This window comes from Staphylococcus sp. LKG3-1 (genome assembly GCF_048568385.1).
GTDB classification, from domain to species: domain Bacteria; phylum Bacillota; class Bacilli; order Staphylococcales; family Staphylococcaceae; genus Staphylococcus; species Staphylococcus saprophyticus.
This window is the reverse complement of the sequence record NZ_CP183796.1, coordinates 2087422-2113278: the sequence shown is the minus strand read 5'-3', so window position 1 is coordinate 2113278 and position 25857 is coordinate 2087422. Positions and strand designations below refer to the sequence as shown.

The 25857-nt window shown below is 30.4% G+C and carries 31 protein-coding genes, 5 pseudogenes and 1 riboswitch; of the genes and pseudogenes, 20 read left to right on the top strand and 16 right to left on the bottom strand.

Features of this window, described 5'->3' with window-relative positions; genetic code table 11:
• Positions 1-256: 256 nt before the first annotated feature.
• Complete coding sequence (locus tag ACM595_RS10445) at positions 257-571, bottom strand: DMT family transporter (RefSeq protein ID WP_047505262.1); 315 nt, start codon at positions 569-571, stop codon at positions 257-259.
• The gene (locus ACM595_RS10440; RefSeq protein ID WP_041079839.1) at positions 571-897 is read right to left on the bottom strand and encodes a DMT family transporter; all 327 of its coding nucleotides are present in this window, start codon (positions 895-897) and stop codon (positions 571-573) included. The genes ACM595_RS10445 and ACM595_RS10440 overlap by 1 nt, the downstream gene beginning before the upstream one ends.
• 52 nt (positions 898-949) lie before the next feature.
• A riboswitch (guanidine-I (ykkC/yxkD leader) is annotated at positions 950-1049 on the bottom strand.
• A gap of 293 nt (positions 1050-1342) precedes the next feature.
• Between ACM595_RS10440 and ACM595_RS10435 the strand changes: the two genes are divergently transcribed.
• Entirely contained in the window at positions 1343-1567 is a 225-nt protein-coding gene (locus tag ACM595_RS10435) for a hypothetical protein (protein WP_037539142.1), read from the top strand.
• Positions 1568-1608: 41 nt separating this feature from the next.
• On the opposite strand, the gene ACM595_RS10430 is transcribed toward ACM595_RS10435, so the two are convergent.
• On the bottom strand, positions 1609-2028 hold the full coding sequence (locus ACM595_RS10430) for a GNAT family N-acetyltransferase (protein ID WP_041079838.1): 420 nt from the start codon (positions 2026-2028) through the stop codon (positions 1609-1611).
• 306 nt (positions 2029-2334) lie between these two features.
• On the opposite strand from ACM595_RS10430, the gene ACM595_RS10425 reads away from it, so the two are divergent.
• A complete protein-coding gene (locus ACM595_RS10425; protein WP_002484285.1) occupies positions 2335-2514 on the top strand; it encodes a hypothetical protein in 180 nt (59 codons plus the stop codon).
• Between the two features lie 79 nt (positions 2515-2593).
• Here ACM595_RS10425 and merA read toward each other — a convergent pair whose 3' ends face one another.
• The 3 genes from merA to ACM595_RS10410 all read right to left on the bottom strand — a co-directional run bounded on the left by merA (position 2594) and on the right by ACM595_RS10410 (position 4924).
• A complete protein-coding gene (merA, locus tag ACM595_RS10420) occupies positions 2594-3916 on the bottom strand; it encodes a hypothiocyanous acid reductase MerA (RefSeq protein WP_419744291.1) in 1323 nt (440 codons plus the stop codon).
• Complete coding sequence (gene hypR / locus ACM595_RS10415; protein ID WP_037539144.1) at positions 3903-4337, bottom strand: redox-sensitive transcriptional regulator HypR; 435 nt, start codon at positions 4335-4337, stop codon at positions 3903-3905. Before hypR ends, merA begins: the two co-directional genes overlap by 14 nt.
• Before the next feature lie 188 nt (positions 4338-4525).
• Positions 4526-4924: an SRPBCC domain-containing protein gene (locus ACM595_RS10410; RefSeq protein WP_309543877.1), complete on the bottom strand. Its 399-nt coding sequence runs from the start codon at positions 4922-4924 to the stop codon at positions 4526-4528.
• A gap of 173 nt (positions 4925-5097) precedes the next feature.
• Between ACM595_RS10410 and ACM595_RS10405 the strand changes: the two genes are divergently transcribed.
• The 3 genes and pseudogenes from ACM595_RS10405 to ACM595_RS10395 all read left to right on the top strand — a co-directional run bounded on the left by ACM595_RS10405 (position 5098) and on the right by ACM595_RS10395 (position 8028).
• Complete coding sequence (locus ACM595_RS10405; protein ID WP_069821897.1) at positions 5098-5472, top strand: VOC family protein; 375 nt, start codon at positions 5098-5100, stop codon at positions 5470-5472.
• A gap of 366 nt (positions 5473-5838) precedes the next feature.
• Positions 5839-6584, top strand: a pseudogene (locus tag ACM595_RS10400) (poly-gamma-glutamate hydrolase family protein).
• Between the two features lie 139 nt (positions 6585-6723).
• Positions 6724-8028 carry a TrkH family potassium uptake protein gene (locus ACM595_RS10395; protein ID WP_115340756.1) on the top strand — a complete coding sequence of 435 codons (1305 nt, stop codon included), beginning with the start codon at positions 6724-6726 and terminating at the stop codon, positions 8026-8028.
• Between the two features lie 44 nt (positions 8029-8072).
• Here ACM595_RS10395 and ACM595_RS10390 read toward each other — a convergent pair.
• Positions 8073-8480: pseudogene (locus ACM595_RS10390) on the bottom strand (carboxymuconolactone decarboxylase family protein).
• 110 nt (positions 8481-8590) lie between these two features.
• Here ACM595_RS10390 and ACM595_RS10385 point away from each other — a divergent pair.
• The 3 genes from ACM595_RS10385 (at position 8591) to ACM595_RS10375 (ending at position 10275) form a co-directional block, all read left to right on the top strand.
• Positions 8591-9001: an Lrp/AsnC family transcriptional regulator gene (locus ACM595_RS10385; protein WP_041079834.1), complete on the top strand. Its 411-nt coding sequence runs from the start codon at positions 8591-8593 to the stop codon at positions 8999-9001.
• Between the two features lie 458 nt (positions 9002-9459).
• Positions 9460-9969, top strand: coding sequence for a hypothetical protein (locus tag ACM595_RS10380; RefSeq protein WP_037539146.1), 510 nt, complete (start codon positions 9460-9462; stop codon positions 9967-9969).
• Between the two features lie 24 nt (positions 9970-9993).
• On the top strand, positions 9994-10275 hold the full coding sequence (locus ACM595_RS10375) for a GNAT family N-acetyltransferase (RefSeq protein WP_258862989.1): 282 nt from the start codon (positions 9994-9996) through the stop codon (positions 10273-10275).
• A 203-nt stretch (positions 10276-10478) separates the two neighbouring features.
• On the opposite strand, the gene ACM595_RS10370 is transcribed toward ACM595_RS10375, so the two are convergent.
• From ACM595_RS10370 to ACM595_RS10350, 5 genes and pseudogenes are all read right to left on the bottom strand, one after another.
• Positions 10479-11777, bottom strand: a complete 1299-nt coding sequence (locus tag ACM595_RS10370) for an N-acetylmuramoyl-L-alanine amidase (protein ID WP_041079831.1) — start codon at positions 11775-11777, stop codon at positions 10479-10481.
• 197 nt (positions 11778-11974) lie between these two features.
• On the bottom strand, positions 11975-12163 hold the full coding sequence (locus ACM595_RS10365; protein WP_037539147.1) for a hypothetical protein: 189 nt from the start codon (positions 12161-12163) through the stop codon (positions 11975-11977).
• 200 nt (positions 12164-12363) lie between these two features.
• Positions 12364-12978 (bottom strand): FMN-binding negative transcriptional regulator, encoded by a 615-nt coding sequence (locus tag ACM595_RS10360; protein WP_069826210.1) that lies wholly within the window; start codon positions 12976-12978, stop codon positions 12364-12366.
• A 41-nt stretch (positions 12979-13019) separates the two neighbouring features.
• Complete coding sequence (locus ACM595_RS10355) at positions 13020-13418, bottom strand: hypothetical protein (RefSeq protein ID WP_041079828.1); 399 nt, start codon at positions 13416-13418, stop codon at positions 13020-13022.
• A gap of 40 nt (positions 13419-13458) precedes the next feature.
• Positions 13459-13803 (bottom strand): annotated as a pseudogene (locus ACM595_RS10350) (DUF4260 domain-containing protein).
• Between the two features lie 203 nt (positions 13804-14006).
• Between ACM595_RS10350 and ACM595_RS10345 the strand changes: the two are divergent.
• The 3 genes from ACM595_RS10345 to ACM595_RS10335 all read left to right on the top strand — a co-directional run bounded on the left by ACM595_RS10345 (position 14007) and on the right by ACM595_RS10335 (position 15171).
• Positions 14007-14342, top strand: coding sequence for a DUF4870 domain-containing protein (locus ACM595_RS10345; RefSeq protein ID WP_052463671.1), 336 nt, complete (start codon positions 14007-14009; stop codon positions 14340-14342).
• Positions 14343-14396: 54 nt separating this feature from the next.
• On the top strand, positions 14397-14810 hold the full coding sequence (locus ACM595_RS10340) for a YxeA family protein (protein WP_069821902.1): 414 nt from the start codon (positions 14397-14399) through the stop codon (positions 14808-14810).
• 220 nt (positions 14811-15030) lie between these two features.
• Positions 15031-15171, top strand: a complete 141-nt coding sequence (locus tag ACM595_RS10335; protein WP_002484302.1) for a hypothetical protein — start codon at positions 15031-15033, stop codon at positions 15169-15171.
• A 98-nt stretch (positions 15172-15269) separates the two neighbouring features.
• On the opposite strand, the gene ACM595_RS10330 is transcribed toward ACM595_RS10335, so the two are convergent.
• Both ACM595_RS10330 and ACM595_RS10325 read right to left on the bottom strand, forming a co-directional pair.
• Positions 15270-15653, bottom strand: a complete 384-nt coding sequence (locus tag ACM595_RS10330) for a YxeA family protein (RefSeq protein ID WP_041079824.1) — start codon at positions 15651-15653, stop codon at positions 15270-15272.
• 154 nt (positions 15654-15807) lie between these two features.
• A complete protein-coding gene (locus tag ACM595_RS10325) occupies positions 15808-16008 on the bottom strand; it encodes a hypothetical protein (RefSeq protein WP_041079823.1) in 201 nt (66 codons plus the stop codon).
• A gap of 715 nt (positions 16009-16723) precedes the next feature.
• Here ACM595_RS10325 and ACM595_RS10320 point away from each other — a divergent pair.
• Both ACM595_RS10320 and ACM595_RS10315 read left to right on the top strand, forming a co-directional pair.
• A pseudogene (locus ACM595_RS10320) lies at positions 16724-17575 on the top strand (replication initiator protein A); the annotation flags it as partial.
• A 10-nt stretch (positions 17576-17585) separates the two neighbouring features.
• A pseudogene (locus ACM595_RS10315) lies at positions 17586-17894 on the top strand (protein rep); the annotation flags it as partial.
• Positions 17895-18194: 300 nt separating this feature from the next.
• Here the strand turns inward: ACM595_RS10315 and ACM595_RS10310 are convergent.
• Together ACM595_RS10310 and ACM595_RS10305 are read right to left on the bottom strand one after the other, a co-directional pair.
• Positions 18195-18416: a hypothetical protein gene (locus tag ACM595_RS10310; RefSeq protein ID WP_041079822.1), complete on the bottom strand. Its 222-nt coding sequence runs from the start codon at positions 18414-18416 to the stop codon at positions 18195-18197.
• Positions 18417-18869: 453 nt separating this feature from the next.
• Complete coding sequence (locus ACM595_RS10305) at positions 18870-19307, bottom strand: GNAT family N-acetyltransferase (RefSeq protein WP_115338718.1); 438 nt, start codon at positions 19305-19307, stop codon at positions 18870-18872.
• Between the two features lie 258 nt (positions 19308-19565).
• On the opposite strand from ACM595_RS10305, the gene ACM595_RS10300 reads away from it, so the two are divergent.
• The 7 genes from ACM595_RS10300 (at position 19566) to ACM595_RS10270 (ending at position 25712) form a co-directional block, all read left to right on the top strand.
• Entirely contained in the window at positions 19566-19745 is a 180-nt protein-coding gene (locus tag ACM595_RS10300; protein ID WP_307877664.1) for a helix-turn-helix transcriptional regulator, read from the top strand.
• Between the two features lie 990 nt (positions 19746-20735).
• Complete coding sequence (locus ACM595_RS10295; protein WP_115343942.1) at positions 20736-22061, top strand: hypothetical protein; 1326 nt, start codon at positions 20736-20738, stop codon at positions 22059-22061.
• 222 nt (positions 22062-22283) lie between these two features.
• On the top strand, positions 22284-22772 hold the full coding sequence (locus ACM595_RS10290) for a hypothetical protein (RefSeq protein ID WP_041079819.1): 489 nt from the start codon (positions 22284-22286) through the stop codon (positions 22770-22772).
• 178 nt (positions 22773-22950) lie between these two features.
• Positions 22951-23046, top strand: a complete 96-nt coding sequence (locus tag ACM595_RS10285; RefSeq protein WP_002510758.1) for a type I toxin-antitoxin system Fst family toxin — start codon at positions 22951-22953, stop codon at positions 23044-23046.
• Between the two features lie 197 nt (positions 23047-23243).
• Positions 23244-23918, top strand: a complete 675-nt coding sequence (locus tag ACM595_RS10280) for an IS6-like element IS257 family transposase (protein WP_001105999.1) — start codon at positions 23244-23246, stop codon at positions 23916-23918.
• Positions 23919-24396: 478 nt separating this feature from the next.
• Positions 24397-25038 (top strand): 3-hexulose-6-phosphate synthase, encoded by a 642-nt coding sequence (hxlA, locus tag ACM595_RS10275; RefSeq protein WP_115338735.1) that lies wholly within the window; start codon positions 24397-24399, stop codon positions 25036-25038.
• A gap of 155 nt (positions 25039-25193) precedes the next feature.
• The gene (locus tag ACM595_RS10270; protein WP_002483572.1) at positions 25194-25712 is read left to right on the top strand and encodes a type 1 glutamine amidotransferase domain-containing protein; all 519 of its coding nucleotides are present in this window, start codon (positions 25194-25196) and stop codon (positions 25710-25712) included.
• The last annotated feature ends 145 nt before the right edge of the window (positions 25713-25857 follow it).

Below are 25857 nucleotides of genomic sequence, written 5' to 3'. Positions count from 1 at the left end.
TTACATTTTTATTGAAGCCTGATTACTAGATATGATATATTAAAGGTGTAGTTGGAAACCGACTACTAGTCTTTTATATTCATGAACATATTACTCTTAAGGCGACACGGATGTGTCGTCTTTTTTTATATAAACGTACATTGTCTACACTGCAATACTGTGTTTCGATATTCATCACGTCCTATATAAACTTGAAAATTGAATAATCCCTCATCACATTTTTGACCGTATAATATTTACCAAATTGTCCTTCACTTTAACTCACTAATTTTAAACCAATCGTACTTCCCAATATCACTAAAATACATACTACTCTTTTAATATCCTTAGATTCATTATAAAAGATCATCCCAAGAATTGCGCCACCTACTGCACCAATACCTGTCCATATTGCGTACGCTGTGCTCATCGGAAGGTACATCATTGCGGTAGATAATGCCATGAAACTCACAGCAAAAAAGAAAATGAGTCCCATTGCATCTCGTTTTTGACGATGATGCACATATGCATTTAAAAAATTTATACCTAACATTTCAAAGACACCTGCAAAAACTAATAAGATCCATGCCATTATGCTTCTCCTCCTTTATTTGTAGTTACTAATTTCAGGCTAATGACACTTGCAAGTAAAATGACAATTAACATTATTTTCATAACATTAAACGGTTCGCCAAAAAACAAGAAATCAAACAACGTAACCCATGTTGTTCCGAGACCTACAAACACGGCATACGCTGTGCCTACAGGCAGAACCTTTGAAGCATCTACTAATAAATAAAAGCTTACAAATATAGCAATCATCGTAAACAGCCATTCCCACCAAGATGACGCATGGGTTAAACCAATCACCCATCCTACTTCAAAAAATGTTGCGATAATAATTTTGATCCAATTCATTCCTATGTCCTCCTTTAAAATAAAAAAAGCCCGGGAGATAGTGTTAATTACTATCTCCCAGGCTTTTATCCTTCCGTGTCACATAAAAATATGTGGCTTTCTCTCGGACCAGACCAAAGTAATCACCTTGCGGAACCCTAGAAAGCTTTATTCGATTAATTATATCGTAGCAAATTACACTAACGATTACAAGCATGCTCATTCATTTCATCCAGTTTAAATTATTTATTATTAAGAAAAGGCTTAAGCATGCGTTTACATGTGAAATTTTACAAATTTCCAAGATTTTTTAAGTCAAAACCCTCTACATTTTATAAATTTTAATGTATAATCAGTTATAGATTGTAATTATTATAATCTAGATAAAGATGAGTTGAAATTTATTCTCATTTACATCAATCAATACTTCATATGTATTGAAATATAATATAAGCGAGGGATAACGATGCAGTTACTAAATTATAAAATGCACAATGATGAACTAATCGCTACTGTACTTTCCGACAAAAAGCAATTATTTAAATATACGTTTGATATTACGACGCCAGAATATGAAATATTAGATGTCCTTGAAGAAATAAATCACTATGTAGACAATGGACAACACCCACTTGGTTGTTCTTTACTTAAAAATTATGCCTACGAGGACGTGAGTCACAATCTTTTATAATCTTCTTTACACAACAAAAAGATGAGTATATCTGTTATGAATTAAACAGTATACTCATCTTTTAATTTTTCATTATTATAAATAGCCATTCCAGTTTTTAATTTTCGAAATCCAAGCGCTTCGTAAAATGATTCATTCCCAGTAGTTGCGATAAGATGAATACAAGAAAGTTCCCCCAAATAATTCACCATTTCTTGAACAATTTTATTGCCAACGCCTTTAGATTGATAAGTGGTATCTACTACAACATCATAAATCGCGGCATTAAACACACCATCTGACATCGCTCTAGCGAAACCAATCACTTGGCCCTCTCTTTTTGCAATCACGACATGTGTCGCAGTATTAAATAGTGTAATCACTTCTTCTTGATTATGGCCATTCCAATGGTTCCCATGATAAATGCGCACTATTTCATCTATATCATTCATATCAAATTGATACTCATATTTTATATCCATTTAGCACACCTTCCAAAATAATTTTCAATATTTATAAACCACATCGTTCTTTATATATGAATTATTAAATAATATATATTTTAACATGAATCTTTAAAAATTAATGGATGTCATAGCAATCTATTGATTTTAATACATAATAACTAATTTCATTATTACGTATAACGCTGATCATGATGTCTAAATAGAAATATACATTGTACACGTTAATTATTAGCTACTGACGGGTAAATATATATTAAACGGGGCGATAACATAGTCACGCAACGCAATCAATACTGAATATTTATTAGGAGGCGACTTATCATGTGGATTGGTTCAATCATACTCATCATTGTCGGTATTGTGTTACTCATCATAAATCAGCAGACTTCTAAAAAGGAAGGCGTAAGCAAAAAACAAAGTTATATTAGTATCGGCATTGTTTGTATCATTATTGGTGCTTTTTACCTTATCGGACAGATTATTAAAGCCTTGGTTAGTTAAAGTCATATAAAAAAGCTCGGGGCTATGATGAGACCCGAGCTTTTTAACTTCCTATATTGAACGTTGAGTGTAAATTTATTTACATATTAAATAAATCGTTAAATGACTCTACCATCGTTGGGTGTGTATAAATGTTTGTGTTCAATACTTTATATGATAATTTTTGATCAATGGCTAATTTTATTAAATTAATAATTTCTTCAGATTCTTTACCATATAGCGTCACGCCTAAGATGGTTTCGCTATCTTTATCAACCACTGCTTTAAATAAACCTCTTGGATCATTGTTTACTTTGTGTCTAGGGATTGTATTAACTGGAACCGTATTTTCCATAATATGATAACCTTGTGCTTTGGCTTCTTTACCAGTTAAACCAACACGTGCTAATGGCGGATCAATAAATACCGTATATGGCACAGCGCCACGATTTTCAGTAGAACGTTCACCATTACCAAACAATTGATCTTTCACGATTCTAAAGTCATCTAATGAAATATATGTGAACTGCATACCACCTTTAACGTCGCCTAATGCATAAACGTTTGCTGCAGTTGTTTGGAGGTGTTCATTTACTTTAATTTCACCATGTTCACCCAATTCAATATCTGTATTTTCAAGATTTAAATCTGTATTGGGTTTGCGACCAGTAGCTAATAGTACAGCATCCGCTTCGTATGTGCCATCTGTCGTATGAACAAGTGTACCTGCTTCAACATCTTCAAATCTTTCTGTATTCGCGTTTAATACGATATCGACTTGTTTATCTGCTAAGTCTTTTTTAACTTCTTTAACGATATCTTCGTCTTCTCTCGGCATGATATCATCGCCACGTTCTAGGACAGTGACTTGTGTACCAAAATTGGCAAACATAGATGCAAATTCTAATGCAATATAGCCACCACCAACAATAACTAATTTTTTAGGTTGGAAATCTAGATTCATAATACCTGTAGAATCATATAAATGTTTTGAACTTTCTACACTATTAATCGGTGGAATAACTGATTTTGCACCTGTATTAATGACTACATGCTCTGCAGATAATGTTTCTACCACATCACCTTGATCATTTAATAAATTGACTTCGCGATTCGATTTAAATTTAGCTGTGTAATCTAATACATCAATATTGTCTTCATCTGCTAAATTATGATAGTTCTTGCTATTTAATGCATTAACAACATCTGTTTTTCTTGAAAATGCTCGGTCAAACGAACCATGGTCTAAGCCTTCATGTACAAGTGTTTTAGAAGGAATACAACCGATATTAATACAAGTACCACCATACATCTCTTGAGATTTTTCAACGACAGCTACTTTTTTACCTTGTGCTGAAGCAAATTTCGCTAGTGTTTTACCACCTTTACCAAATCCTATAATCACTAAATCATACTGTTTCATGAGAATCCTCCTTTAATACTTCGTTTAATACGTCTTGGATAGTTACACTTTTATAATAATCAATTAGTAAGGCTTGCTCTCTTTTATGAAACTTAGACATTGTATGACCTATTTCCCTGGAAATTTCACAGTCACTACCTTCATCACCTGTAAACAATCGTCCATCCGATCTTTCTTCACTAAATGCAACAAATAATTCAGCGAGATTCACTTTCTTTGTTTGATCATTCGCTTGATACCCCCCGTATTTACCACGGCTTGCGTCCAAGTACTGTTGATTATTCAATTTTCTCGTGACTCTTCTTAACTGTACAGGATTAACACAAATGCGTTCTGCTAATTCACTACTACTATACCGTTCATCCGGATGTTTCACTAAAAACGTCAGAAGATGCACAGCAATATTAAACTCTAAATTCATGAACATCACCTTTTTAATTGTAACTTTTATAATTACATTAAGACATATGCCGTTTATTTTGAAAAGTATTTTGCTTATATTTTTGTACTCCCTCTTTTTTAACATTTATAAAAAAAGAGCGAGATTGTCATCTAATTAATTTAGATCTCTGTTTCTCGCTCAATCACTTTCACTATAAAATGGCTGCTCTAATGGTAACGCCATGCTCTAAGTAGGCTTTCAAAACAACTGAGCATATAAACCCAGCCTTCTTTTTGACCTAATAATTGCTTCACATCTTGCATGTCGAAGTCTTTTTCAGTTGTTGTTACAACAGTGCCCGCTTCACCCTCTTCAAATTGAATGGTTACAGGATGTGCACCCCAAGTAAATGCTATTAACTGGTTGTCCTCCACCCGCTCAATGTTGATATTTAACTCAGCATCATATTCTTCATAACGGAGTGTAATGGCTTTACCTTGTTCCCATCTTTCAGAACTAGAAGAGAACCAGAATCCTCCAATTTTCTCTGGATCTACAAATGCTTCAAAAACAGTTTCTCTTGGTACATCAACTTGCATTTTTGTTATGATATCTATCCCAACCACGTCCTTCCTATTTGTATAATATGAATTTTACATATGTTTGACATAATTTGCACTTAGCATGATATTTTATGACGATTTAACTTCACTTAGTTTGAACAGTTAAATATTTTGTATTACCTGTTTTATTTTATATACTTAAATTTAAGTAATACAAAAATTATGGGGGCGATATAATGATTCAAAGATTAGATGAAGTAATGATTTATGTTTATGATCATGATAAAGCAATTACTTTTTGGACTAAAAATTTAGATTTCAAAGTAGTAGAAGATACTGAAGAAATGCAAATGCGTGTGGTTAAATTAGCACCCAATGACGATGCGCAAACTGCTATTGTTCTACAAGACAAAGCTAAAGTAGATGAAATGGATATGGGCGTTAGCACTGATACACCCTCTTTGATTTTTGCTACTACACAATTCGATGAACTATTTAATCGTCTAAAAGATAGCCAAGTAACTGTTGGCGACATTATGACATTACCTATGGGACGCGTTTTTAATTTTGCTGATGAAGAAAACAACTATTTTGCAGTAAAAGAAGTTTAGATTCCAACATAGTTTGAGCCGTTCTATTTTATTTGTCATTGATATTGATAATGGGCTAACTGTCTATCATTCATCACTTTATTACCAAAGTAACAAGATTGTAATAAATATATGACACGATTAATGTTTGATTTCTGGGAGTGGGACAGAAATCAAATTTTCTAATAGAGATTTCGTAGTCCCACCCCGGCAAGGATGACTAGGATTGAAATGTTTACCTGAGCTAAAGCTCATGCATAAGTCTCACTAACTTAATGAATTAATCAGTGAGACTTTACATTTTCAATTCAGTCATCTACTGCCTAAATGAAAAAGAGCCTGTGACATCTATTTCTGTCTCAGGCTCATACTTAACAAGGGAGTATTATGAAAAACGCATTCCATTCTTATTTATATTATTTAATCATGTTGATTATTGTGGGAATTATTCTGGCGACACTTTATTTCTTATATGTTTGGAAAAATGACCAACCACAAAATCAAGATCATTATAAAAATTTCACTGAACTTAAATCAGATACTAAAGAACATCGTGATTGGCAAACAAATGCCAAAACAACAAATAACAAAGATATACTCGTTACAGCGATTCATGGAGGAGGCATTGAGCCTGGCACTTCAGAATTAGCTAAACTTATTTCTAAAAAAGGTGATTATAATTTATATAGTTTTGAAGGTTTAATGAAATCAAATAATCAAAAATTACATATTACCTCAACCCGTTTTGATGACCCCAAACTAATTAAATTAACGAATCAATCAAATGAATCGATTTCGATACACGGTATACAAGAACAGAAGAAAGTTGTCTATATCGGTGGTAAAGATAAAGCTATGGCCAAATCAATTACTAAAGAACTCGAAAAAGAAGGATTTAATGTTGAAAAGAGCCCCAACTATGTTAATGGAGATTCCAGTAAAAATATCATCAATAAAAATGATACGGGCTCGGGCGTTCAATTAGAAATCTCAACTCAGTATCGTAAATCTTTTTTGATCATGGGCGTCTCGATAGAAAAACACGTGAAAATCCCAATGATTATAAACAATCAATATACGATTTTGCTGAAGCTGTAACAAAAGGTATTAAGGAACAAACAAATAAAAATTAATAGGCAACTTAACCAGAATCGTTAAAACTATATGACGATTCTGGTTTTTTAAATTCAAAAAGTTTTCTAAAAAATTTACTTGCTTTTTTAAAGTATAGGTATAAAATACAATTGATTAAAATAGTAAAGGAAATGAATCATGAAACAATTAACTAAGCCTTTATACTTTTACCTATTACTTTTTATTACAACAACACTGATTGGCGCGTTACTATTATATTTGCCAATCACTGGTAAACATCCTATTGATTTTGTGGACGCCTTTTTTATAGCTGTTAGTGCATTTACGGTAACTGGGTTAGCTACTATAGATGTCTCTACCCAATTCAATTGGTTGGGCGATACGATTATCATGTCACTCATACAAATCGGTGGATTAGGGATCGTCACTGTGACACTTTTAACCTTTATATTAATCAATAAGCGAATTAGTAATAAAAGTCGCTACCTCGTCATGGCAATGTGGAACATTGCTACGCCTGGGGGCATAATCCGCTTAATCTTACAATTTGTTTTGTATAGTTTGGTAACTGAACTTGTAGGTGCGTTATGTATTGCGTTATCCTTTATTCCAAAGTATGGCTTAGGACAAGGGGTGTTTTTAAGTATATTCACTTCTGTGTCTGCTTTTAATAATGCTGGTTTTGCACTTTTCAAAGATAACCTAATCAGTACGGTTAACGACCCTATTATCACTATAACCGTGCCCTTATTAATTATTATGGGTGGCATAGGTCCACTTGTATTTCTTGATTTAGTAACAACACAAAAATTAACTAAACTTAAATTACATTCCAAAATCGTTTTGAGTACAACTTTCATATTAATCATCGTCGGTAGCATTTCGTTTTTCATTTTAGAATATCCATCCACATTAAATCATTTATCTTTGATTGAAAAAATTGGAGCTTCATTTTTTCAATCCGTCACAACACGTACTGCTGGATTTAATACCGTTGATATCGGACAAATTTCCACACCTACATCAATGATGATGATGTTATTTATGTTTATCGGTGGTGCACCCATCAGTTCTGCTGGTGGTATCAAAATAACCAGCTTAGTTCTGACGCTATTATTTATAAAAAGTACATTAAGAAACGAGAACCATCCAGCTATATTTAAAAAATCTATACCTGAACGTACACTTAAAATTGCTGTTACCATCACGCTTTTAGCAACTATCTTTGTATTGAGTATATCGTTTATTGTGAGTGTGCTAAATCCACATACATCCTATACGACCGTATTATTTGAAGTGATTTCAGCGTTCGGCACTGTGGGGTTAAGCATGAATTTCACAACTGACTATAGTACTGTAACTAAAATCATTATTATTGCAATGATGCTTATTGGTAAAATTGGTATCCTCACTTTTGTACAATTATTTATTAGTGAAAAGAAACAATTATTCCATTATGCAAAAGACAATGTACAGTTATAAACAAGCACATATCCAATTCAATTGGACATGTGCTTGTTTTTAATTTATACCTCTAGCTTCATTATTGCGCCGAAATATTGCTGACATGTTGTAAACGTTATAAAAGCAATAAGTTCACTCATTTCTGCTTCAGTCAAATGGTCGTTTAAAGTCTGTAAAATATAATCAGGAATTTCCGTTCCTAATTTCATATAAACATCAACAAAACCAAGACATATCATAGATTTTTCATCAGTAAATTTTCCCGATGGTTTCCCTTTTGCTTTACAATACGCTCATCCGTGATTTTGAGCAAGCATGCTTCTTATTTCTTCTTTTAAATCGCTAGACAGTTGGTTATCTGTTTCTAGAGATTCACTTAAATTACTCCAACTTAACATGATATCTTTGTTATATCCAAGCAACATTTGAAAAGGTGTAGTACCATTTTCCGATAATTGAATTAATGCCATTATAATCACTCCTTGATTATCCATTATTTTATGGCATTATTAACTATATTGAAATGCTATTTTTTAAGTAAAAATAGTTAAATGCTTTATTATTTAAGGAGTTTTTATAAATGGACTTAACAAATAGAAAAATATTACAAAGTTTAAATGAAGATAGTAGCAGATCATTAAGCGATATTAGTGAAATTACAAATCTTTCCATCCCCGCTGTTCGTGAACGCATTAATAAATTAAAAGATTCAGGAATTATAAAGAACTATACCATTGATATTGATTACAGTGCTTTAGGCTATGATATAGATATCATCATTGAAATCGTTATTAAAAACAATTTATATAAAGATTTCAAAACCTTTATTGCAGAACAGAGCCACGTCGCATTTTGTTATCGTATATCAGGAGATAGCTGCTTTTTATTTAAAGCAAGATTTAAAACCATGCAAGATGTAGAAACGTTTATAGATATTTTGCAAAAATATGGCCATACAAAAACACATTTTATATTTTCAGAAACGGTTTGATATCAAACGTTCCTTCTTTCAGCTACTATTTTTAGAACTACTGATTCATTTAATGAAAATTAGTAGTTCTTGTGCTTGGATTTTTTACAAAACAAGCATTTTTAATTTATATCTAAATCTTACCTTCAGTCTAATCAAGTTCCTCTATTTTCTCTTTTTTGAATCTTTACTCAAATTGTATTTTCGATTCATGATACCTACCGATATGCTTATCAATATAAAAATGATATAGAATATTAATCCATATCCCTTATATGCTGAAAAACCAAAATATACGTATACCATAATAGTTATACAAATTATCAATGCTATATACAATAAGCAATAAAAATTATTAAAATACTTCATTTGCATCACCTAATTCTTTTAATATATTTATATTTTGTCACATTTTCCATCTTATTCACAAATAAATATAGTGCAACATTAATAATTACTTATACTAAGGAGAATCTCAAATGAAAAAATTACTATTTTTATTATTATCTTGTTTTTTGGTCTTAGCAGCATGTAGTCATTCTGAAGAAAAACATTCGAAAAATACAAAAGAAAGCCATTCAGATAAATCACAAAAAACAAAAAGTAATAAAAAAATTGAAAATAAAGATCAACCAAGTAACCAATCTAAAACAGAAGATGCTAATAGTGATGAGCAACCTTCTTCAGAACCTGCATCAACACAAAATGAACAAAATGAAGTAGCTGTGTCAACAGAAGAACCAAGTAATGAAATTCCATCCAATGTAACACCAGATACTGCAGAAGATAATCAAGTGCAACAACCTACTCAAACTAAACAACAAATCGACTTAAATAGTATGCCAGCGACTGATTTTTCAACAGATCGCATGTCTGAGGAAGCACAACAACAAATCCAAGATTTAACAAAACAAAAAGACTTCGAGGGATTGCCTCAAGAAGAGTACAATGACAAAGTCTCAGAAATTATGAATAATGAAATGAACTAATATCGAAACAGGAGTGACAATCTTATGCACTTTTCAACAGATTCAAACATACCGTTAAATCAATTAGTTAATTTATATAATGATGTTGGATGGTCTAACTATACTACTAATCCAACCAAACTAAAGGAAGCTATCATTAATTCCTTACATGTACTTTCACTATGGGAAAATGAAACGCTTATCGGGCTTATTCGAACCGTGGGTGATGGTGTTTCTATAATTTACATTCAAGATCTACTGATATTAAAACCATTTCAAAATAAAGGACTAGGTAGTCAACTTTTAACTACTACTTTGAATAAATAGCAAAATGTGATGCAAGTTGTTCTTTTAACGGATAACACTGATAAAACAAGACATTTTTATGAAAAATACGGTTTATTTTCAAATGATAAATATCATACTGTTGCATTTATGCTATTTAGACATACGCTTTAAGATCTTTATATAAATTAAAAGAGGCACTTCACTATTGTAATTTAACAATTAAATGAAGTGTCTTTATTAATCTATTTCATTTTCAGTATTTGACCGACTTTAATACTATTGGAATTCAATTTGTTATCTGCTTTAATTTTATCTACAGTAGTCTTTTGATTTTTAGCAATACTGTATAATGTATCACCTTTTTTTACGGTATATGTTTTAACTAAATACAGTGTTTGACCTTTACTAATGCTATCAGATTTAAGATTATTCCACTTTTTAATATTATCTACACTGACGCCACTTCTTTTTGAAATATTATATAACGTGTCACCAGTGACAACTGTATGAGTATCGCCGGATATGTCGCCATTATTACTTGGTGCTTTCAACTTTAATGTCTGACCAACTGATAAGGAATTACTCTTCAAGTTATTCCATTTTTTAATATTATCAATCGTTACACCACTTCTTTTAGAAATACTATACAATGTATCGCCTTTAACCACTTTATAAGTCGCACCTGTAATAGCGTCATTGTTCCCACCCGAGAGTACTTTATAATGTTTTTGAACTAAACTGTAAAACTGATTCATATTGTATCCCCATTGACTAAAATAACCAACTGGATCAGAGTGATCTGTGCCGCCCCAATATTGGCTGATGGCATTGTGACTAATAATTGTGCCTGTTCCCTGATTATTATCTGCAAGTGACGGTGTTAAACCATTTTCTTTTAACATTTTTGCAGCTAAGTATGCCTGATTATTAACAGATTTAGCAAAACCATCAAACGTATTAGATCGTGTTAATTCAATTTGATAAAAATACGGATTGGCATTTGCACCAGCACCCCATGCTAAATAGTTACTCGGCGCAGTTTGAATAATTTTATCACTGCTTGCATAGGCATGCACGAACGCACTATTGTAATTGTTGTACATGTAGTTCACTTCACCATCAATCGTACTGCTTGGATTGGCCGTTTCATGAATAACTACGCCTATAAATTTTCCAGACTTATAATTATATTTAGGTAAATTATTCATTCTAGCATCTTGGACGATTTGGGCTGGCTTTATATTATTATTTGCAATATATGTATTGACGTCTTGGTATGCTCTATTCGCAAACGTACGTGCTTCAACAGTATTATGTTCTGCTACTTTATTATGTAATTTTAAATCTTCTGGTGTTAATTGGTCCTTCAGCGCTTGTGGGCTCATCTTTTGAGCTTTTTCAAAATTAATCGGTTTACTTGTATTCTCTTTTTCATTTTTTTCTGTTGTTTGCTTATGATTGCCTTCTTGCGCTTGTGCGACTGTTGTACTTAAAATTAAACTCGTTGCCAATACTACTGACAAACTCAACCTATATTTCATAAAATATCTCCTTTGTTTTAACCATAGCTATATTAGAAGTGCCACTGTATATTCAAACACCTATATTTTTAGTTTATAATATTATTCAAACATTCACAAAAATTTTTATTATTTTATACTACTTATTATTTTTGGTGATTTCACTATAAATTTATTTTGAAAATTAAAAACCACCATCTTCAAAGATGGTGGCTTCATTATATATCAGTGAACACACTAGATAATATTGCGATTAATGCAATGACTAATACAAATACGAGCAATGCATCAATTCTTTTTTGATTACGACTTTTAGGCGGTTTCCTAAATTCTTTTAATGCCACAATACCTGCTACTATTACAAGCACTAAACAAATCAAGTGGAAGATTAATACAAACGTAGCCATGTTCATCACCCCTAATATGATCAATATAAATTCAAACGCAAGTGTTTATAATTAAGCATTCATGAACTTATTAACTTAAAAGCATAATGAATTTCATCGTATAAAGGTTAGTCTGCGCGTAGTCTTTGTATTAAAATACCCCTTTCATAACAATCAGAAACGAAATTCTAGAATTCACTTAGCATTAGATCATCTTTCTCTTAAGATTGTCTATGGTCTTTTATAACATCTGCCAGTTGTTGCTCAGATTCGTCATCACTTTCAGCTAAATGTTCCACAATCGTTGTGTAATCTTTTTCAGATTTATTCTGACTTAATTTATATGCAGCTTGTATGTCATTCACTTTAATTTTGAAACCAACAATACCCTTGATTTGCTGTTTGGTATTATCCAACAAATTATTCCAAGTTGCACCATCTTCTCGATGTCCCTCGTATTGATCTAATAGTTTTGCTAAATCTGCCTCAAGCGCTTCATGCGTTAATAACTGTCCTTCTCCATAAATATGAACACTTTGATAATCCCAAGTTGGGACATCTTCATTTTCATACCATGTAGATGAGACATAGCCATGTGGTCCTTGGAAAATGACTAAGATTGACTTATTGTTATTCAATGTTCGCCATTGCTGATTACCTTTTGCCAGATGTCCAGAAACATACAGCTGCTTATCATCCTCATAAATATTCACTGGCACATGCGTGGCAACAGGTTGCTCCCCATCAATCGAAACGACTGTCGCAAAATTATACGCATTGATAAAACGTTTAATTTCCTCATAATCTTTCATTTCATAATATTTAGGAATATACATCATTCCCACCCCTTTAATCAGTAAATACAATAATGCAAAATTTATATACTGGCTAAGCCTTGTACATCATGGTGATATGCTTTAGTCAACTCACGACATGAAGTGACTTTACCAGACTCATTAAATTTAAATATCGCATAGACTTCAATATTGCCTTTCGAACTATCTTTTTTCTCTACCCTAACATCATATCTTAAAAATATAGTTTGTTGTTGTTCGTCTATCAACATATCTTTAAATTGCTCTATTGTTAAAGTCTTTACCACTTCTTTTAATTTTTGAAGATGCAACTTAAATTCCGTTAAATTTAACGTATCATGCTCTGTTTCTTGGATATACTCAGCTGCAAAATAATGTTCTATTTTTTCAGTATCCAAATTAATCAGGATATCTTGGTAGAAATTTTCAATTTGTGTTTTTAATAATTGATTATCTAACATATGTCTTATGCCTCCATCTTTTATTATTGAAAACGAATTTTCAAAGCTGTTGTATAGTCGCTATTTTAAAATCTGAAGCGTACTTTAATCCATAACCAAGCGTCCGATCCATACTTATATGCGCGAACCAAATAAGCGCAATTTGGAGTAATATGGGTTATTTTAACAATAAATATAATATCGTTACTAAACTTGGCAACACATACGTAAGTCCAACATTATAGACCGTGCTACCTATCCGTTTATTAAATACATAGCCAATGGCAGTTAAATCTGGCGCTAATAAAAATATTAAAAAGAGCCAAAAAGAAAAATCAAACATAAAATATAAACTAATGACTAGAATTAAAACAAAGACATTTTCCACTTTTATTAAATTGCGCATGTAACATCTCCTAATCATAAAAACTGATACGTATCAATTTATAATTATAGTTTATGGCAACAACTAAAGATATACAACTATGTATAATCTTTAATAAATTTACATAAAATTTATATATGACTTACAATGTTGTCACTTGAGCAATGTATTGTTTATTACATTATTTTTTTGTGTTTTACTTGTTTTATCGGAGGTGAAATATCTTGGATCATGATAACAATCAAAACGTACTTTCATCATTAAATTATTTTAGTGTATTTTTTGCGCCAATCTTATTTCCTATAATTGTTTGGATATTCACTCAAAAACCAGTAACCACACATGCCAAAAAGGCACTATTAAACCATATAGGTGTGGCAATTTTTTATTTTTTAAGTAGTATCGTTTTTATATTTTCTAAAGAAGTCTATGAGAAACCCTTTGATAACCCTATGACGATTTCCTATACCTCTATCACTCTAGGTTTACATTTTGCAATTATCGTCGTTATGCTATTTATCTTTAATTTAATTCGAGGTATCAAGCTTTTATCAAAATAATTACAAAGCATCCAAATAAACATATCAAAAATGAATTTCAGAGGAGTTTCTATTATGACCCGTTCTAAAAAATTCATCATTATGATCACTACAGTCATTGTTATCATTGCATTCATCTTCCTTGCTTTATTTGCTTGGAAAATTTATGCAGAACGCAATTATCATAATACTAATATACGAGAGGCTGCTCAATTCAATCCTTTGATTAGAGAAACGGACTATTATGTACAAGTAAGTGATCCACTTAAGAAAAATGGTAAAAATCAAATCGGAGCATATACTTATATGACTGATGGTTTCGATAAAGATGGAGTAGCTCATACAGTTACTTTTAATGGAATGAAGAAACTAAAAAAAGGAGCTTATTTAAAAGTTTCTTTATTCTTAGGAGAAGCGAAATCATACAATGAAGTATCTAAAGATAAAGTCCCTCATAAGCCATTAAAAAAATTAGAAATGCAACAGTAATAATAGAATGAGGTTATCAATCTTACTTGGGTTTGATATGATTGATAGCCTCATTTTATTAATAGATAAAGTTGCTAAATTTTGTTTTCTACTGGGTATACTATAATATAAGTAAAAAATGCCATATACTTTCAATTGATTAAAAGTGACATTGTACGAAAAGATTCAAAAGTAATTAGAAAAGGACTGATTTACTATGAAATTTATTTGTTTTAATACAATGACTGAAAAGGGATTAAACAAAAAGGTGAATGATTTTTTACAAGAAAATCCATATATTGAAATCGTTCAATTTGATTATCAATTGGGTAGTAGCGGCTGTGGTGTAGGTATTTTATATAGCGAAACGAAAAGACAGTAGTTTATGTCTATATACAAGTAAATAATAACCCTATAGCTAAATAGCTACAGGGTTATTATACTCAATTGATAGAAGCCTATGTTTCTAATTCAATATAATTATTTCAGTTGTGCTCTCGCTTTTTTCGGTATATCAGAGAAGCTGACTTCCTCGAAACTCTTCACTTCTCCTACTTTATATTTTATTTCTAAATAGCGCTCTTGTTTTAATTTTTTAGTAGCCGTATATTCCAGATTTTTCTCTTTTCCATCTTCGTCATATGCTTTTGCTTGATATTTATAAAGCGTACCTTCTCCTAAATCTTTAGCACTTTTAGGTGCACTTGTTTCAACATAATACTTTTCAGATTTAATTAAAGGATTAAAATCAGCTAAATCTCTGACATTTTGACTGTCCGTATGTGATTCGGCGTAAAATTTCCACCCCAATAACGCCAAAAAGATTACTATAATGATCGACAATATCGTATATATGATTTTCATGACTTACCCTCCTTTTGTATGTAATGAAATCATAACACTTCATTGCATACTGTTTCGTTTGATATACATGACATATATCCTAAATCATATGACAAAGTTGTCATCTATAGAAAAAACCCACTATCTAATAGCAAGATAGCAGGCTAATTTAATATTATTTAAAGCCTTTACGCTTAATTTGTCTATAAGTAAAAATTACAAAAACTAAGATAAACAACCCTTGTGTGCATTTGATTAACATTGATCTAAAATCTAATGCATCTACATTAAACATTGCGCCCACAACAGGAATGATGATATTAAATACAAAGAGGATCAACGTTAATCCCAATAAATATTGTTGTGATTTTGGCATAAAAAGCACCTCACCTTTTTATCAGTCACGATTTTTACGTGTAAATTATAATATCAATTACAACGCTCGTTAAATAAACATTATTTGAAATTGTTATTCCTCTTTAAATTCTTTAGACTTATTATTTTTGGAGAAGCAAACCCTAATATAAAGGCAATCATTCCTAATATTACGCCTAAAATAAGTAATCCATTTAATGCTTTATCTTCAAATATATTAATCACATTTAAATTGCCCAAACTACCTCAAAGCCTATTATGACCAAATTGTATCCCTGTATAATTAAAGAAAAGTGCAATGAGTACAACACCAATAAATACAAAAAGTCCATCTTTAAGTCCACTCATTACTCTATATTTCACTGCAAAACGCCCCCTTTGATTATTTTCTATATTTAAAATCAACTAATATTCTTCCAATTATTCATTAGTTTTTCCTTTATTGATTTTATAGATAACAAATATGATTACTACAATTATGGTAAGAAAATCAAAAGAATATGTAAAAGCATCTCCAAAAGATTGACCTTTCCAAAAATAACGTATATTAAATAAAAGGATTGAATGAATGAAAAGTGCAATAAACAGATAAATAACTGATTTATCAAGTATTAAACCGAAAACCAATACAATATAAATAATAATGCCATTATTGTTAGGATTAGCATGATTGTATCAGGATAAAACATACTCGAACTCCATTCATCATCTATTAATTTTTTAAAATGTCAGCAGAAGCCAAAATTATGTATGCATTATTAAAAGATCGTTTTGAATTATCCATCCAAAATGAATGGGTAGATAAAAATAATAACATTTACTTTATTTTCAGTAATAAACATTTGTGCGAGTACTTAGGTTATGCAGAACAAAAAATCATAAAATTGAAAAAAGAATTAGTAAATTTTAATTTACTAACTCAAGAACGTGTAGGCCTTAATAAACCCAATAGATTATATTTATTAAAACCAAATTATGATATTGAAGCCAGTCGTACCAAGGAACTTCCAAATTCACAGTTCCAGAACAATGAATTTGGAAGTTCTAGAACTATGAATTTAAGTGATCAAGAACTTCCAAATTCACAGTCTAATGATACTGATTTAAATAACACTGATTATATAGAGACTGAGAATAATGATACGCATGATATGAATGATACATATAACAATTCAACAAACCACAATCATTCGAATCATACAAATCATCAACAAACTGAATTTAATAATGATGCACTTAAATTCCAAGTTCTCGAAGAATTGCCACAACAACTTCAAGATTATTTAAATAAATTTGAAATTAGAGAAATCCGAATTATTAAAAGTGTATTACTCAAAGGAAAAAAATCATTTAATAATGCACATGATACCTATTATCGTTTAGAAGATGTTGAATTTGAAATTGTAAGTGTGTTGAAACGTTTTAAAGCGATGCTGCTACAGAAAAATGAAACGATTGAAGCTATGCAGGGTTATTTGATGCAATCGATTAAAGCTGAACTTGAAGAAATACACGCACTTAATATGCGTCGTCAAAACATGAAACAACATAATATCTTTAACCAATAATTCAGATAATCTTATAGCAATCAAAGAAACCTCTAAATATTCGGTTAAGTCATCTGATTTTTTAACTGATGATGATGAAAGAAATCAAGAAATCGTGAATGACTTGGAAAAAGGTTTATACCGAAAACGTATGTTGAGTTATGGTGGATTGCTTAAACAAAAACATAAAATTTTAAATTTAGACGATGCCGAAGATGGAAATTTGATTAATACAAGTGACGAAGATAAAACAACAGATGAAGAAGAAAAAGCACATTCAATTACGGCAATTTGGAATTTTGAAAAACAAAATTATTACTTAAAAGATTTGAAACGTTAGCTTAAAAGCTAGCGTTTTTATATGTCTTTTTGCCCCTGCGGGAACTATAGCGTTCAACCGGCATGGTTGCCCAATTTTCATGTTAATTTTTAAATTTGCATGTAACTGGGCAGTGTCTAAAAAAATCAGTCACTGGTTTTGCTCAAATTTTTGTTTTTAAAAATAGTATATATTTATTTAGCTCATATTTGTGTTTTAAGAAGGTATATAAGCTTTTAGGTATAAATCTATATAAATAACCCTTTAATCTTCAAAATACCCCCTTAAAATCCAAAATAAAGGTATTTTATTTTTGTACTTTTAATTTTTATAATTACTTCCACTTTTTTGAATAATATTCTCTAAATAGGCAATTCCTTCTTCAACTGTTACTTGTTCTTTTTTCATATTTTCTAACATAGATAACATTGCGTCAGTCCAAAATATATCACTGTCTTTTAAGTCTGAAAGAGATTCAGAATTTGTTATTAAATTACATTTACCTTTTAAAGTTTCTAGTGTTTTAATATATGTATTTTCCATTTGCAACTATCCTTTTATTTTTTATTTGTATCAGTATCAATTTTACAGTAAACATGCATTTATGCCGAGAAAATCTATTTGTAAGTACACTTTTAAATAAGTTTATAAATATACTTATTTAAAAGTGTATTGGAATATCACACGTATTTTTGAATTAAGCACGATACCATTTTGGTATGTAAGTGCGCCCTTGGATATATAAAATAAAAAGCTACTAGCAATAATAATCGGGTCTACTAGGTCTACCGAGTAGACAAAGAAAGAACACGCATTTATGCCGAGAAAATTTATTGATGTTGAGAAGAACCCTTAACTAAACTTGCAGACGAATGTCGGCATAGCGTGAGCTATTAAGCCGACCATTCGACAAGTTTTGGGATTGTTAAGGGTTCCGAGGCTCAACGTCAATAAAGCAATTGGAATAAAGCAACTTTTTAATTTTTAGTCATAATTCTACAGTTGGAGTTCCAACATGCTTCCTTCTTCTGATTTCATGAAGCCGTTTTTTTTATAAAAATTTTCTGCTAGTTCTCCACCTGTAATTAGAAAAATTTTATATATTTCATCAAGTTTGAGTGAATTAGAGACAGAATTCATTAATTTTTTACCTACGCCATTTTTTTGAAATTCAGGTATAACATGAAATTCATCTATACAAAATTGGTTCATGCCACTGAAATAATAATCTATTCTGCCGATACACATTGCGATTACTTTATTATTTTCTTCGATTACATATCCTTTAGAATTAAATCCGCTCATTGTGGCTTCAATTCTAAGTAATGCTTCTTTTTCAGTCCATTTGTTATACCATGGAGCTCCCTCATAAGCTGAAACTAAATTTTTAGCACAAACAGTATAGTCTTCATTTTGAATATTTCTAAATTTCATATACATCCCCCTTTTTGATTGTATTTTGATTATATATATTTTCTGTTATTACTGTTTTTTTGTGGTTTTAGAAACGAGTTAAAAACGAGTTTCTTCTTGTCTTGATACTATATAGAAATAACGTTCTTGTCTAATTATAATTGATAAAAGGAGTGATCTTAATTGGAATTAATTTCTAAATTAATTCAAGCAGATATAAATAACGATTCAACATTAAAAAAGTTATACAACGAGCAAGGAGAAAAATTAGACTGAGCAATAGCTATTGTTAATTTAAGGAAAAATATTGGATGGTCACAAATACAACTTGCTCAAAAACTAAGCATACCTCGAACAATTATTGAAATTATTGAAAATGGAGACGTACTTCCAACAATGTCTTTTCTGAGGTTACTTGCTGATGTAACACGAAAAGAGTTGCGTATTTCATTTGTATAATCAAATAATATAAAAGAATGTAAAGCTACAAAGTTAAACTAGAATAAATAATAGTTTATATTCGTTTAGGATATTAAATTATTGAAGATTTGGAGATGGTAGTAGTGGAAAAAGAAAAATCAATTAAAGAAAAAAATTCATGATTTTTATAAAAAAAGGGAGGGCGTTACGAAGAAAAAGAAATCGATTTTGGAAAGCATAAAGGATTAGAAGTCTTATAAAAATCTTTTGATTAGGTGTAGCTAAAATCAGATTGAAAACGTTATTTTTACGCTAAGATTTAAGAGTTACCACACCTGTTATTTAATAAGTTACATGTTTAGATTGTTGTTATTCAAATTCAAAAACACTCTTTATTGAGACATATCCTCTATTTTATACTCTCTAAAAATTTTATGAGAAATGAGCATAAGGAGAAACGGTACCACCTAGGGTGTTATCCAGCATAGCTGGAGTTTCGAACTTATGACTCACTTTATTTAAGTGTATTAATGGAGTACTTTAAACATTGATGTGCCAATGTTTAAACGATTTAGAAGTTTTTATAAAAGGGCAAATACTTTATCCAAAAATGATACTCCCATATTTTCATTTAGTACCACCATTTCTTAAGTAGAGAGTATTTAAAATCCTTCTATAGAGCCTTTCATAAAATAATAGAGTATTTAATTTTGCTCTGATTTACAGAAAATACTCCCAATACTCCTTAAATTTAGGAATATTTTAAGATCATAAAAAGCTTTGATTAAGAGTTTTACAAAGTCTGATTTAAGATCCTTTCAAATATAAAGAATGTAATCAAATTTTTTGAGAATGAGAGGTCATCTAGTAAAACCGTGTTGTCAAAACATGATTTTTATATAATATTTTATTTTTATAAAAATTTAAGTTATACTCTTCTATAATAGGAGGTATTCAAATGGATTTAGGAAAGAAACTTTACTTAGAAAGAAAATATAGAAATCTAACGAAAAAGAGTTATCTAAGACATTGAATAGAAAAAGCGTTTTCACTAATTACTCAAAAAAGAAAATAGAGCGTTTAGAAACTGGTCAGGAAGAATTTACTTTTTATATCATTGATGATCTTGCCGCATTTTTTAATATTACGATTTCAGAGTTTCTATCCAAAGGATGGGAATCTTATAATAAAGAAGAGATTGAGAACATTAATTTCAATATTGAGGAATATTTTCATGGTCATAGTAAGGGAATATCCAAGACGTTTCAAAATTTATCTGATATAATTCCATATTTTGATTTGGTACGAAGTAATGAGTGGGTTTCTTTACCGAAATATGATTTTATAATGCGTGAGTATTATGATTATTTATATAGAGATATAAGTAAAGAAAGTATCGATACAATTATTTATAGAGCTGAAAAATTTTTAGAAAAGTTAAAGTTATTTAGTTCATTTGAGCATAAAAGTAAATGGGAAATACCAATAACTTTAGAGGAAGATCAAGCAGGTCACACATACTTTAATGATAAAAGAGAACCTATTAATATGATGGATTTAATTCATAACATTGAAGGGTCGTTAGGTGAAATTAGGCAGCTTTTTGAAGATGATTATTACGACTATTATGATGAAAATAGAATAGGTTTACAGCTGCTAAGTAAATATAGAAATCAACAAAACATAGAGATTCAAGATATTGAAAAGTATACAACAGTTCCAGGTAATAAATATTTACAATGGGAAATGAATAACAAGAATCCTAAAATTGAAAGTGTTGCCAAAATATGTGACTGTTTGAGTATTAATATTGATTTAATATCTTATAGATCATTAAGAATAATGAATAATATGAATTCACAAACTGTTGCGGAATTTATACTTTATAATACTGAAGTTCATGATTTGAATGAGTTATCTGAATTATATTTTTTCTCAGATAGAGAAAGTATGCTACTAATACCTAAGTATTGTTATTCTTATATGTTTTACTATTTAGATAATAAGACACAAAAGGAAATTGGTATAAAAAAAGCATTCCAATTTACAAAAGAGTTCTTTATCAAGTGGTATGAATTTAATAAAGCTAGACAATTATTATTTTATTCCTTAGAAGGATTGACTGCTAAGAAAAATTTTATCCATTATTCAGAAAAAGAAATTAAACGATATTTGGGGAATAGTTATTATCCTGAAGAACCTGTGAAACTTTTAATACAATTAGTTCTTGATAGAGTAGAGCATTATGGATATAAAGATCGAACACATATTATTAATCGAATTCATAATATAGATATAGACAAAATAATGAAGACAACTGAAAAATTAGATTTACGACCGGAAATTAAAGACTAATCTATTGATCTATTTGAGAAGTAATAACTTTAATAATATTTAAAGGAATTTATTTAGTTGTGGGAGTGATATATCTTGGAGGTTAATGAAAGATTTTCGGATATGCTTAAAAATTTAAATGAAAATTATAGTAGTAAAATTAACTTGGATGACTTATCTATGGATAATCTAAAAGATATCGATTTGTTGAATCTTAATGAGAGTGACTTATGAGAAAATCTTATGAAGGCATTGGCAATTGTTGATTTATTTACGCTTTTAAAGGAATCTAGTAAGAAACAGCTTACTATGTATGAAAAGGTATTGACTGATTTGTACCATATTGTCGAAATGATTGATTTAAATGATGCAGAACAAAAGAAAATAAAAGAATTGAATAATGTTTTTGATTTAGTCCCTAAACGCCCTGGTGATACTCAGGAAAGACTGAATAAACTAAGTTTGATTGAAAGTCGAAAAGAACAATTACAATATACAATGCGTAGTAAAAATGTGTTTGGTGATATTTCAGAAAAAGCTAAAAAACTTGGAATATATAAAGGGGATTTTATCGAATCACAACGTATAAAAGTATCTCAAGAAAATAAAAGCAACGTTAGAAAAATATATATTCAACTAATAGAATCAATATTAGAAGATAATGAGAAGAAATATAATAAGCAAAATGCCAGAATGAAAATATTAAAATTTATTAATAGAAATAAAATATAGAATATACTAAACGTACTTAAAATTAGGCATAAAGTGAGGACCATCCTAGAATGTAAGATTGAATTTTTACATAGTATAACTTATCGGAAGTGAATATGCTTATGTATTTACAAATGATATAATAATAGAGTCGCCTATCTCTGGCGTCAATTTGACGTAGAGAGGAGGTGCATACGCAATGACCGACATCTTTGTAAACATCATGACCACAGCAGCAAGTGGTTGCATCGTTGCTTTATTTGCGAACTGGCTACGCAAACGCAATGATAAATAGGCGACTAGTCACACCAAAAAATCCCCTAACTACTGGCATAGTTAGGGGATTTGGTGCATACATGCACGACATCTTTGTTAATTGCATTATAACATCATAGTGGTTAGGAATGCAAAATCATTAAATTGATATACTATTAAAGGTTCTGTTGCAAAGTTGAATTTATAGTATAATTTTAACAAAAAGGAGTCTTCTGTATGAACTATTTCAGATATAAACAATTTAACAAGGATGTTATCACTGTAGCCGTTGGCTACTATCTAAGATATGCATTGAGTTATCGTGATATATCTGAAATATTAAGGGAACGTGGTGTAAACGTTCATCATTCAACGGTCTACCGTTGGGTTCAAGAATATGCCCCAATTTTATATCGAATTTGGAAGAAAAAGCATAAAAAAGCTTATTACAAATGGCGTATTGATGAGACGTACATCAAAATAAAAGGAAAATGGAGCTATTTATATCGTGCCATTGATGCAGAGGGACATACATTAGATATTTGGTTGCGTAAGCAACGAGATAATCATTCAGCATATGCGTTTATCAAACGTCTCATTAAACAATTTGGTAAACCTCAAAAGGTAATTACAGATCAGGCACCTTCAACGAAGGTAGCAATGGCTAAAGTAATTAAAGCTTTTAAACTTAAACCTGACTGTCATTGTACATCGAAATATCTGAATAACCTCATTGAGCAAGATCACCGTCATATTAAAGTAAGAAAGACAAGGTATCAAAGTATCAATACAGCAAAGAATACTTTAAAAGGTATTGAATGTATTTACGCTCTATATAAAAAGAACCGCAGGTCTCTTCAGATCTACGGATTTTCGCCATGCCACGAAATTAGCATCATGCTAGCAAGTTAAGCGAACACTGACATGATAAATTAGTGGTTAGCTATATTTTTTACTTTGCAACAGAACCTTTTTAATTGTATCTAGAAAATCATCTCCCCAACTAAAAATTGAAGAAACTACTTTATCAAGGTGTAATCCTAATTCACTAAATTTACATTTTACTTTAGGGGACTACTGGGGAGACAATTCTTTCAATGATTTTGTTTTGCTCTAATTTTTGAAGTTTTTTAATAAAATACGCTGAGTAGTTTATTTTATAATTCACTTAATCTTAAACGATTAATTTGCAAAAGATAGAAGATAAAAGTGATTTTCATCTTCTACCAATTATAGAAAAGCTAAATATTGGGGTATATAAAATTCTTTATTATTATATTTAATTAACAACACAACGTCTTTAATTTATATAGTGACAAAAATGTCAGTATTGTTATTTGTCGCAAATAATACCATAATGAATAATATAATATATAGGAGGTAGTAACATATGGAATTACAATTAGCAATTGATTTATTAAATAAAGAGGATGCTGCAGAATTAGCAAATAAAGTTAAAGATCATGTAGATATCGTAGAAATTGGAACACCAATTGTTATAAATGAAGGATTACCAGCTGTACAACATTTAAATGATAATGTTGATGGTGTAAAAGTATTAGCAGATTTAAAAATTATGGATGCTGCCGATTACGAAGTAAGCCAAGCAGTTAAATTTGGTGCAGACATAGTAACAATTTTAGGCGTTGCAGAAGATGCATCAATTAAAGCAGCAGTTGATGAAGCACATAAACATGGCAAACAGTTATTAGTAGATATGATTGCAGTACAAGATTTAGAAAAACGTGCGAAAGATTTAGATGATTTAGGCGCAGATTATATCGCTGTTCATACTGGTTATGACTTACAAGCTGAAGGTCAATCTCCTTTAGAAAGTTTACGTAAAGTTAAATCTGTAATTAGTAATTCTAAAGTAGCAGTTGCAGGTGGTATTAAACCAGATACAATTAAAGATATTGTTGTAGAAAATCCTGATTTAATTATTGTTGGTGGCGGCATTGCAAATGCTGATGACCCTGTAGAAGCTGCTAAACAATGTCGTGATATTGTAGATGCCCATACAAATGCATAATCAGTTACAATTAATATTAAATAAGATTAAACTAAACAGATAAAAATGCACATGTAGTTGGTGAAAAAATTAGAAAACATTTTATGTTTAAATTTCCTTTTTCTAGTGTATATAGTACTTAGGTTTTAAAATATAATTGAAAGGTATGTTGTATTATGACTAAAAAAGTAGCAATCATTTTAGCAGATGAATTTGAAGATATAGAATTGACTAGTCCAAAAGAAGCATTAGAAAATGCTGGATTTGAGACTGAAGTTATTGGAGATACAGCAAAACATGAACTTGTTGGCAAACATGGGGAGAAAGTAACTGTAGATGTTAGCATTGCAGATGCGAAACCAGAAAATTATGATGCATTATTAATTCCTGGCGGATTCTCACCCGATCATTTACGTGGTGATGAAGAAGGTCGCTATGGTACATTTACTAAGTATTTTACTCAAAATGATGTGCCTACATTTGCGATTTGTCATGGTCCACTTTTACTAGTTGATACTGATGATTTAAATGGCCGCACAATAACTGGAGTTATCAATGTACGTAAAGATTTATCTAATGCTGGTGCACACGTTGTTGATGAATCAGTTGTAATAGATAACAATATTGTAACGAGTCGTGTCCCAGATGATTTAGATGATTTCAATAGAGAAATTATTAAAAAATTAAAAGCATAATTTGTAATATCAATCAGTATTTATTATCTAAGAGACTAACAACAAAGTTTATAACTTTGTTGTTAGTCTCTTATTGTTAGGTTTTTATAAAAATAAAATGAACTTAACTTCATTAAGATAACTTATAATCTACGATAAAATATTA

What these genes read in the sequence shown, in the direction of transcription:
- ACM595_RS10445 (WP_047505262.1), bottom strand. Translation starts at nt 571, where the DNA reads ATGGCATGGATCTTATTAGTTTTTGCAGGTGTCTTTGAAATGTTAGGT.
- ACM595_RS10440 (WP_041079839.1), bottom strand. Translation starts at nt 897, where the DNA reads ATGAATTGGATCAAAATTATTATCGCAACATTTTTTGAAGTAGGATGG.
- ACM595_RS10435 (WP_037539142.1), top strand. Translation starts at nt 1,343, where the DNA reads ATGCAGTTACTAAATTATAAAATGCACAATGATGAACTAATCGCTACT.
- ACM595_RS10430 (WP_041079838.1), bottom strand. Translation starts at nt 2,028, where the DNA reads ATGGATATAAAATATGAGTATCAATTTGATATGAATGATATAGATGAA.
- ACM595_RS10425 (WP_002484285.1), top strand. Translation starts at nt 2,335, where the DNA reads ATGTGGATTGGTTCAATCATACTCATCATTGTCGGTATTGTGTTACTC.
- merA (WP_419744291.1), bottom strand. Translation starts at nt 3,916, where the DNA reads ATGAAACAGTATGATTTAGTGATTATAGGATTTGGTAAAGGTGGTAAA.
- hypR (WP_037539144.1), bottom strand. Translation starts at nt 4,337, where the DNA reads ATGAATTTAGAGTTTAATATTGCTGTGCATCTTCTGACGTTTTTAGTG.
- ACM595_RS10405 (WP_069821897.1), top strand. Translation starts at nt 5,098, where the DNA reads ATGATTCAAAGATTAGATGAAGTAATGATTTATGTTTATGATCATGAT.
- ACM595_RS10395 (WP_115340756.1), top strand. Translation starts at nt 6,724, where the DNA reads ATGAAACAATTAACTAAGCCTTTATACTTTTACCTATTACTTTTTATT.
- ACM595_RS10385 (WP_041079834.1), top strand. Translation starts at nt 8,591, where the DNA reads ATGGACTTAACAAATAGAAAAATATTACAAAGTTTAAATGAAGATAGT.
- ACM595_RS10380 (WP_037539146.1), top strand. Translation starts at nt 9,460, where the DNA reads ATGAAAAAATTACTATTTTTATTATTATCTTGTTTTTTGGTCTTAGCA.
- ACM595_RS10375 (WP_258862989.1), top strand. Translation starts at nt 9,994, where the DNA reads ATGCACTTTTCAACAGATTCAAACATACCGTTAAATCAATTAGTTAAT.
- ACM595_RS10370 (WP_041079831.1), bottom strand. Translation starts at nt 11,777, where the DNA reads ATGAAATATAGGTTGAGTTTGTCAGTAGTATTGGCAACGAGTTTAATT.
- ACM595_RS10365 (WP_037539147.1), bottom strand. Translation starts at nt 12,163, where the DNA reads ATGGCTACGTTTGTATTAATCTTCCACTTGATTTGTTTAGTGCTTGTA.
- ACM595_RS10360 (WP_069826210.1), bottom strand. Translation starts at nt 12,978, where the DNA reads ATGTATATTCCTAAATATTATGAAATGAAAGATTATGAGGAAATTAAA.
- ACM595_RS10355 (WP_041079828.1), bottom strand. Translation starts at nt 13,418, where the DNA reads ATGTTAGATAATCAATTATTAAAAACACAAATTGAAAATTTCTACCAA.
- ACM595_RS10340 (WP_069821902.1), top strand. Translation starts at nt 14,397, where the DNA reads ATGACCCGTTCTAAAAAATTCATCATTATGATCACTACAGTCATTGTT.
- ACM595_RS10335 (WP_002484302.1), top strand. Translation starts at nt 15,031, where the DNA reads ATGACTGAAAAGGGATTAAACAAAAAGGTGAATGATTTTTTACAAGAA.
- ACM595_RS10330 (WP_041079824.1), bottom strand. Translation starts at nt 15,653, where the DNA reads ATGAAAATCATATATACGATATTGTCGATCATTATAGTAATCTTTTTG.
- ACM595_RS10325 (WP_041079823.1), bottom strand. Translation starts at nt 16,008, where the DNA reads ATGCCAAAATCACAACAATATTTATTGGGATTAACGTTGATCCTCTTT.
- ACM595_RS10310 (WP_041079822.1), bottom strand. Translation starts at nt 18,416, where the DNA reads ATGGAAAATACATATATTAAAACACTAGAAACTTTAAAAGGTAAATGT.
- ACM595_RS10305 (WP_115338718.1), bottom strand. Translation starts at nt 19,307, where the DNA reads ATGAAATTTAGAAATATTCAAAATGAAGACTATACTGTTTGTGCTAAA.
- ACM595_RS10290 (WP_041079819.1), top strand. Translation starts at nt 22,284, where the DNA reads ATGAAGGCATTGGCAATTGTTGATTTATTTACGCTTTTAAAGGAATCT.
- ACM595_RS10285 (WP_002510758.1), top strand. Translation starts at nt 22,951, where the DNA reads ATGACCGACATCTTTGTAAACATCATGACCACAGCAGCAAGTGGTTGC.
- ACM595_RS10280 (WP_001105999.1), top strand. Translation starts at nt 23,244, where the DNA reads ATGAACTATTTCAGATATAAACAATTTAACAAGGATGTTATCACTGTA.
- hxlA (WP_115338735.1), top strand. Translation starts at nt 24,397, where the DNA reads ATGGAATTACAATTAGCAATTGATTTATTAAATAAAGAGGATGCTGCA.
- ACM595_RS10270 (WP_002483572.1), top strand. Translation starts at nt 25,194, where the DNA reads ATGACTAAAAAAGTAGCAATCATTTTAGCAGATGAATTTGAAGATATA.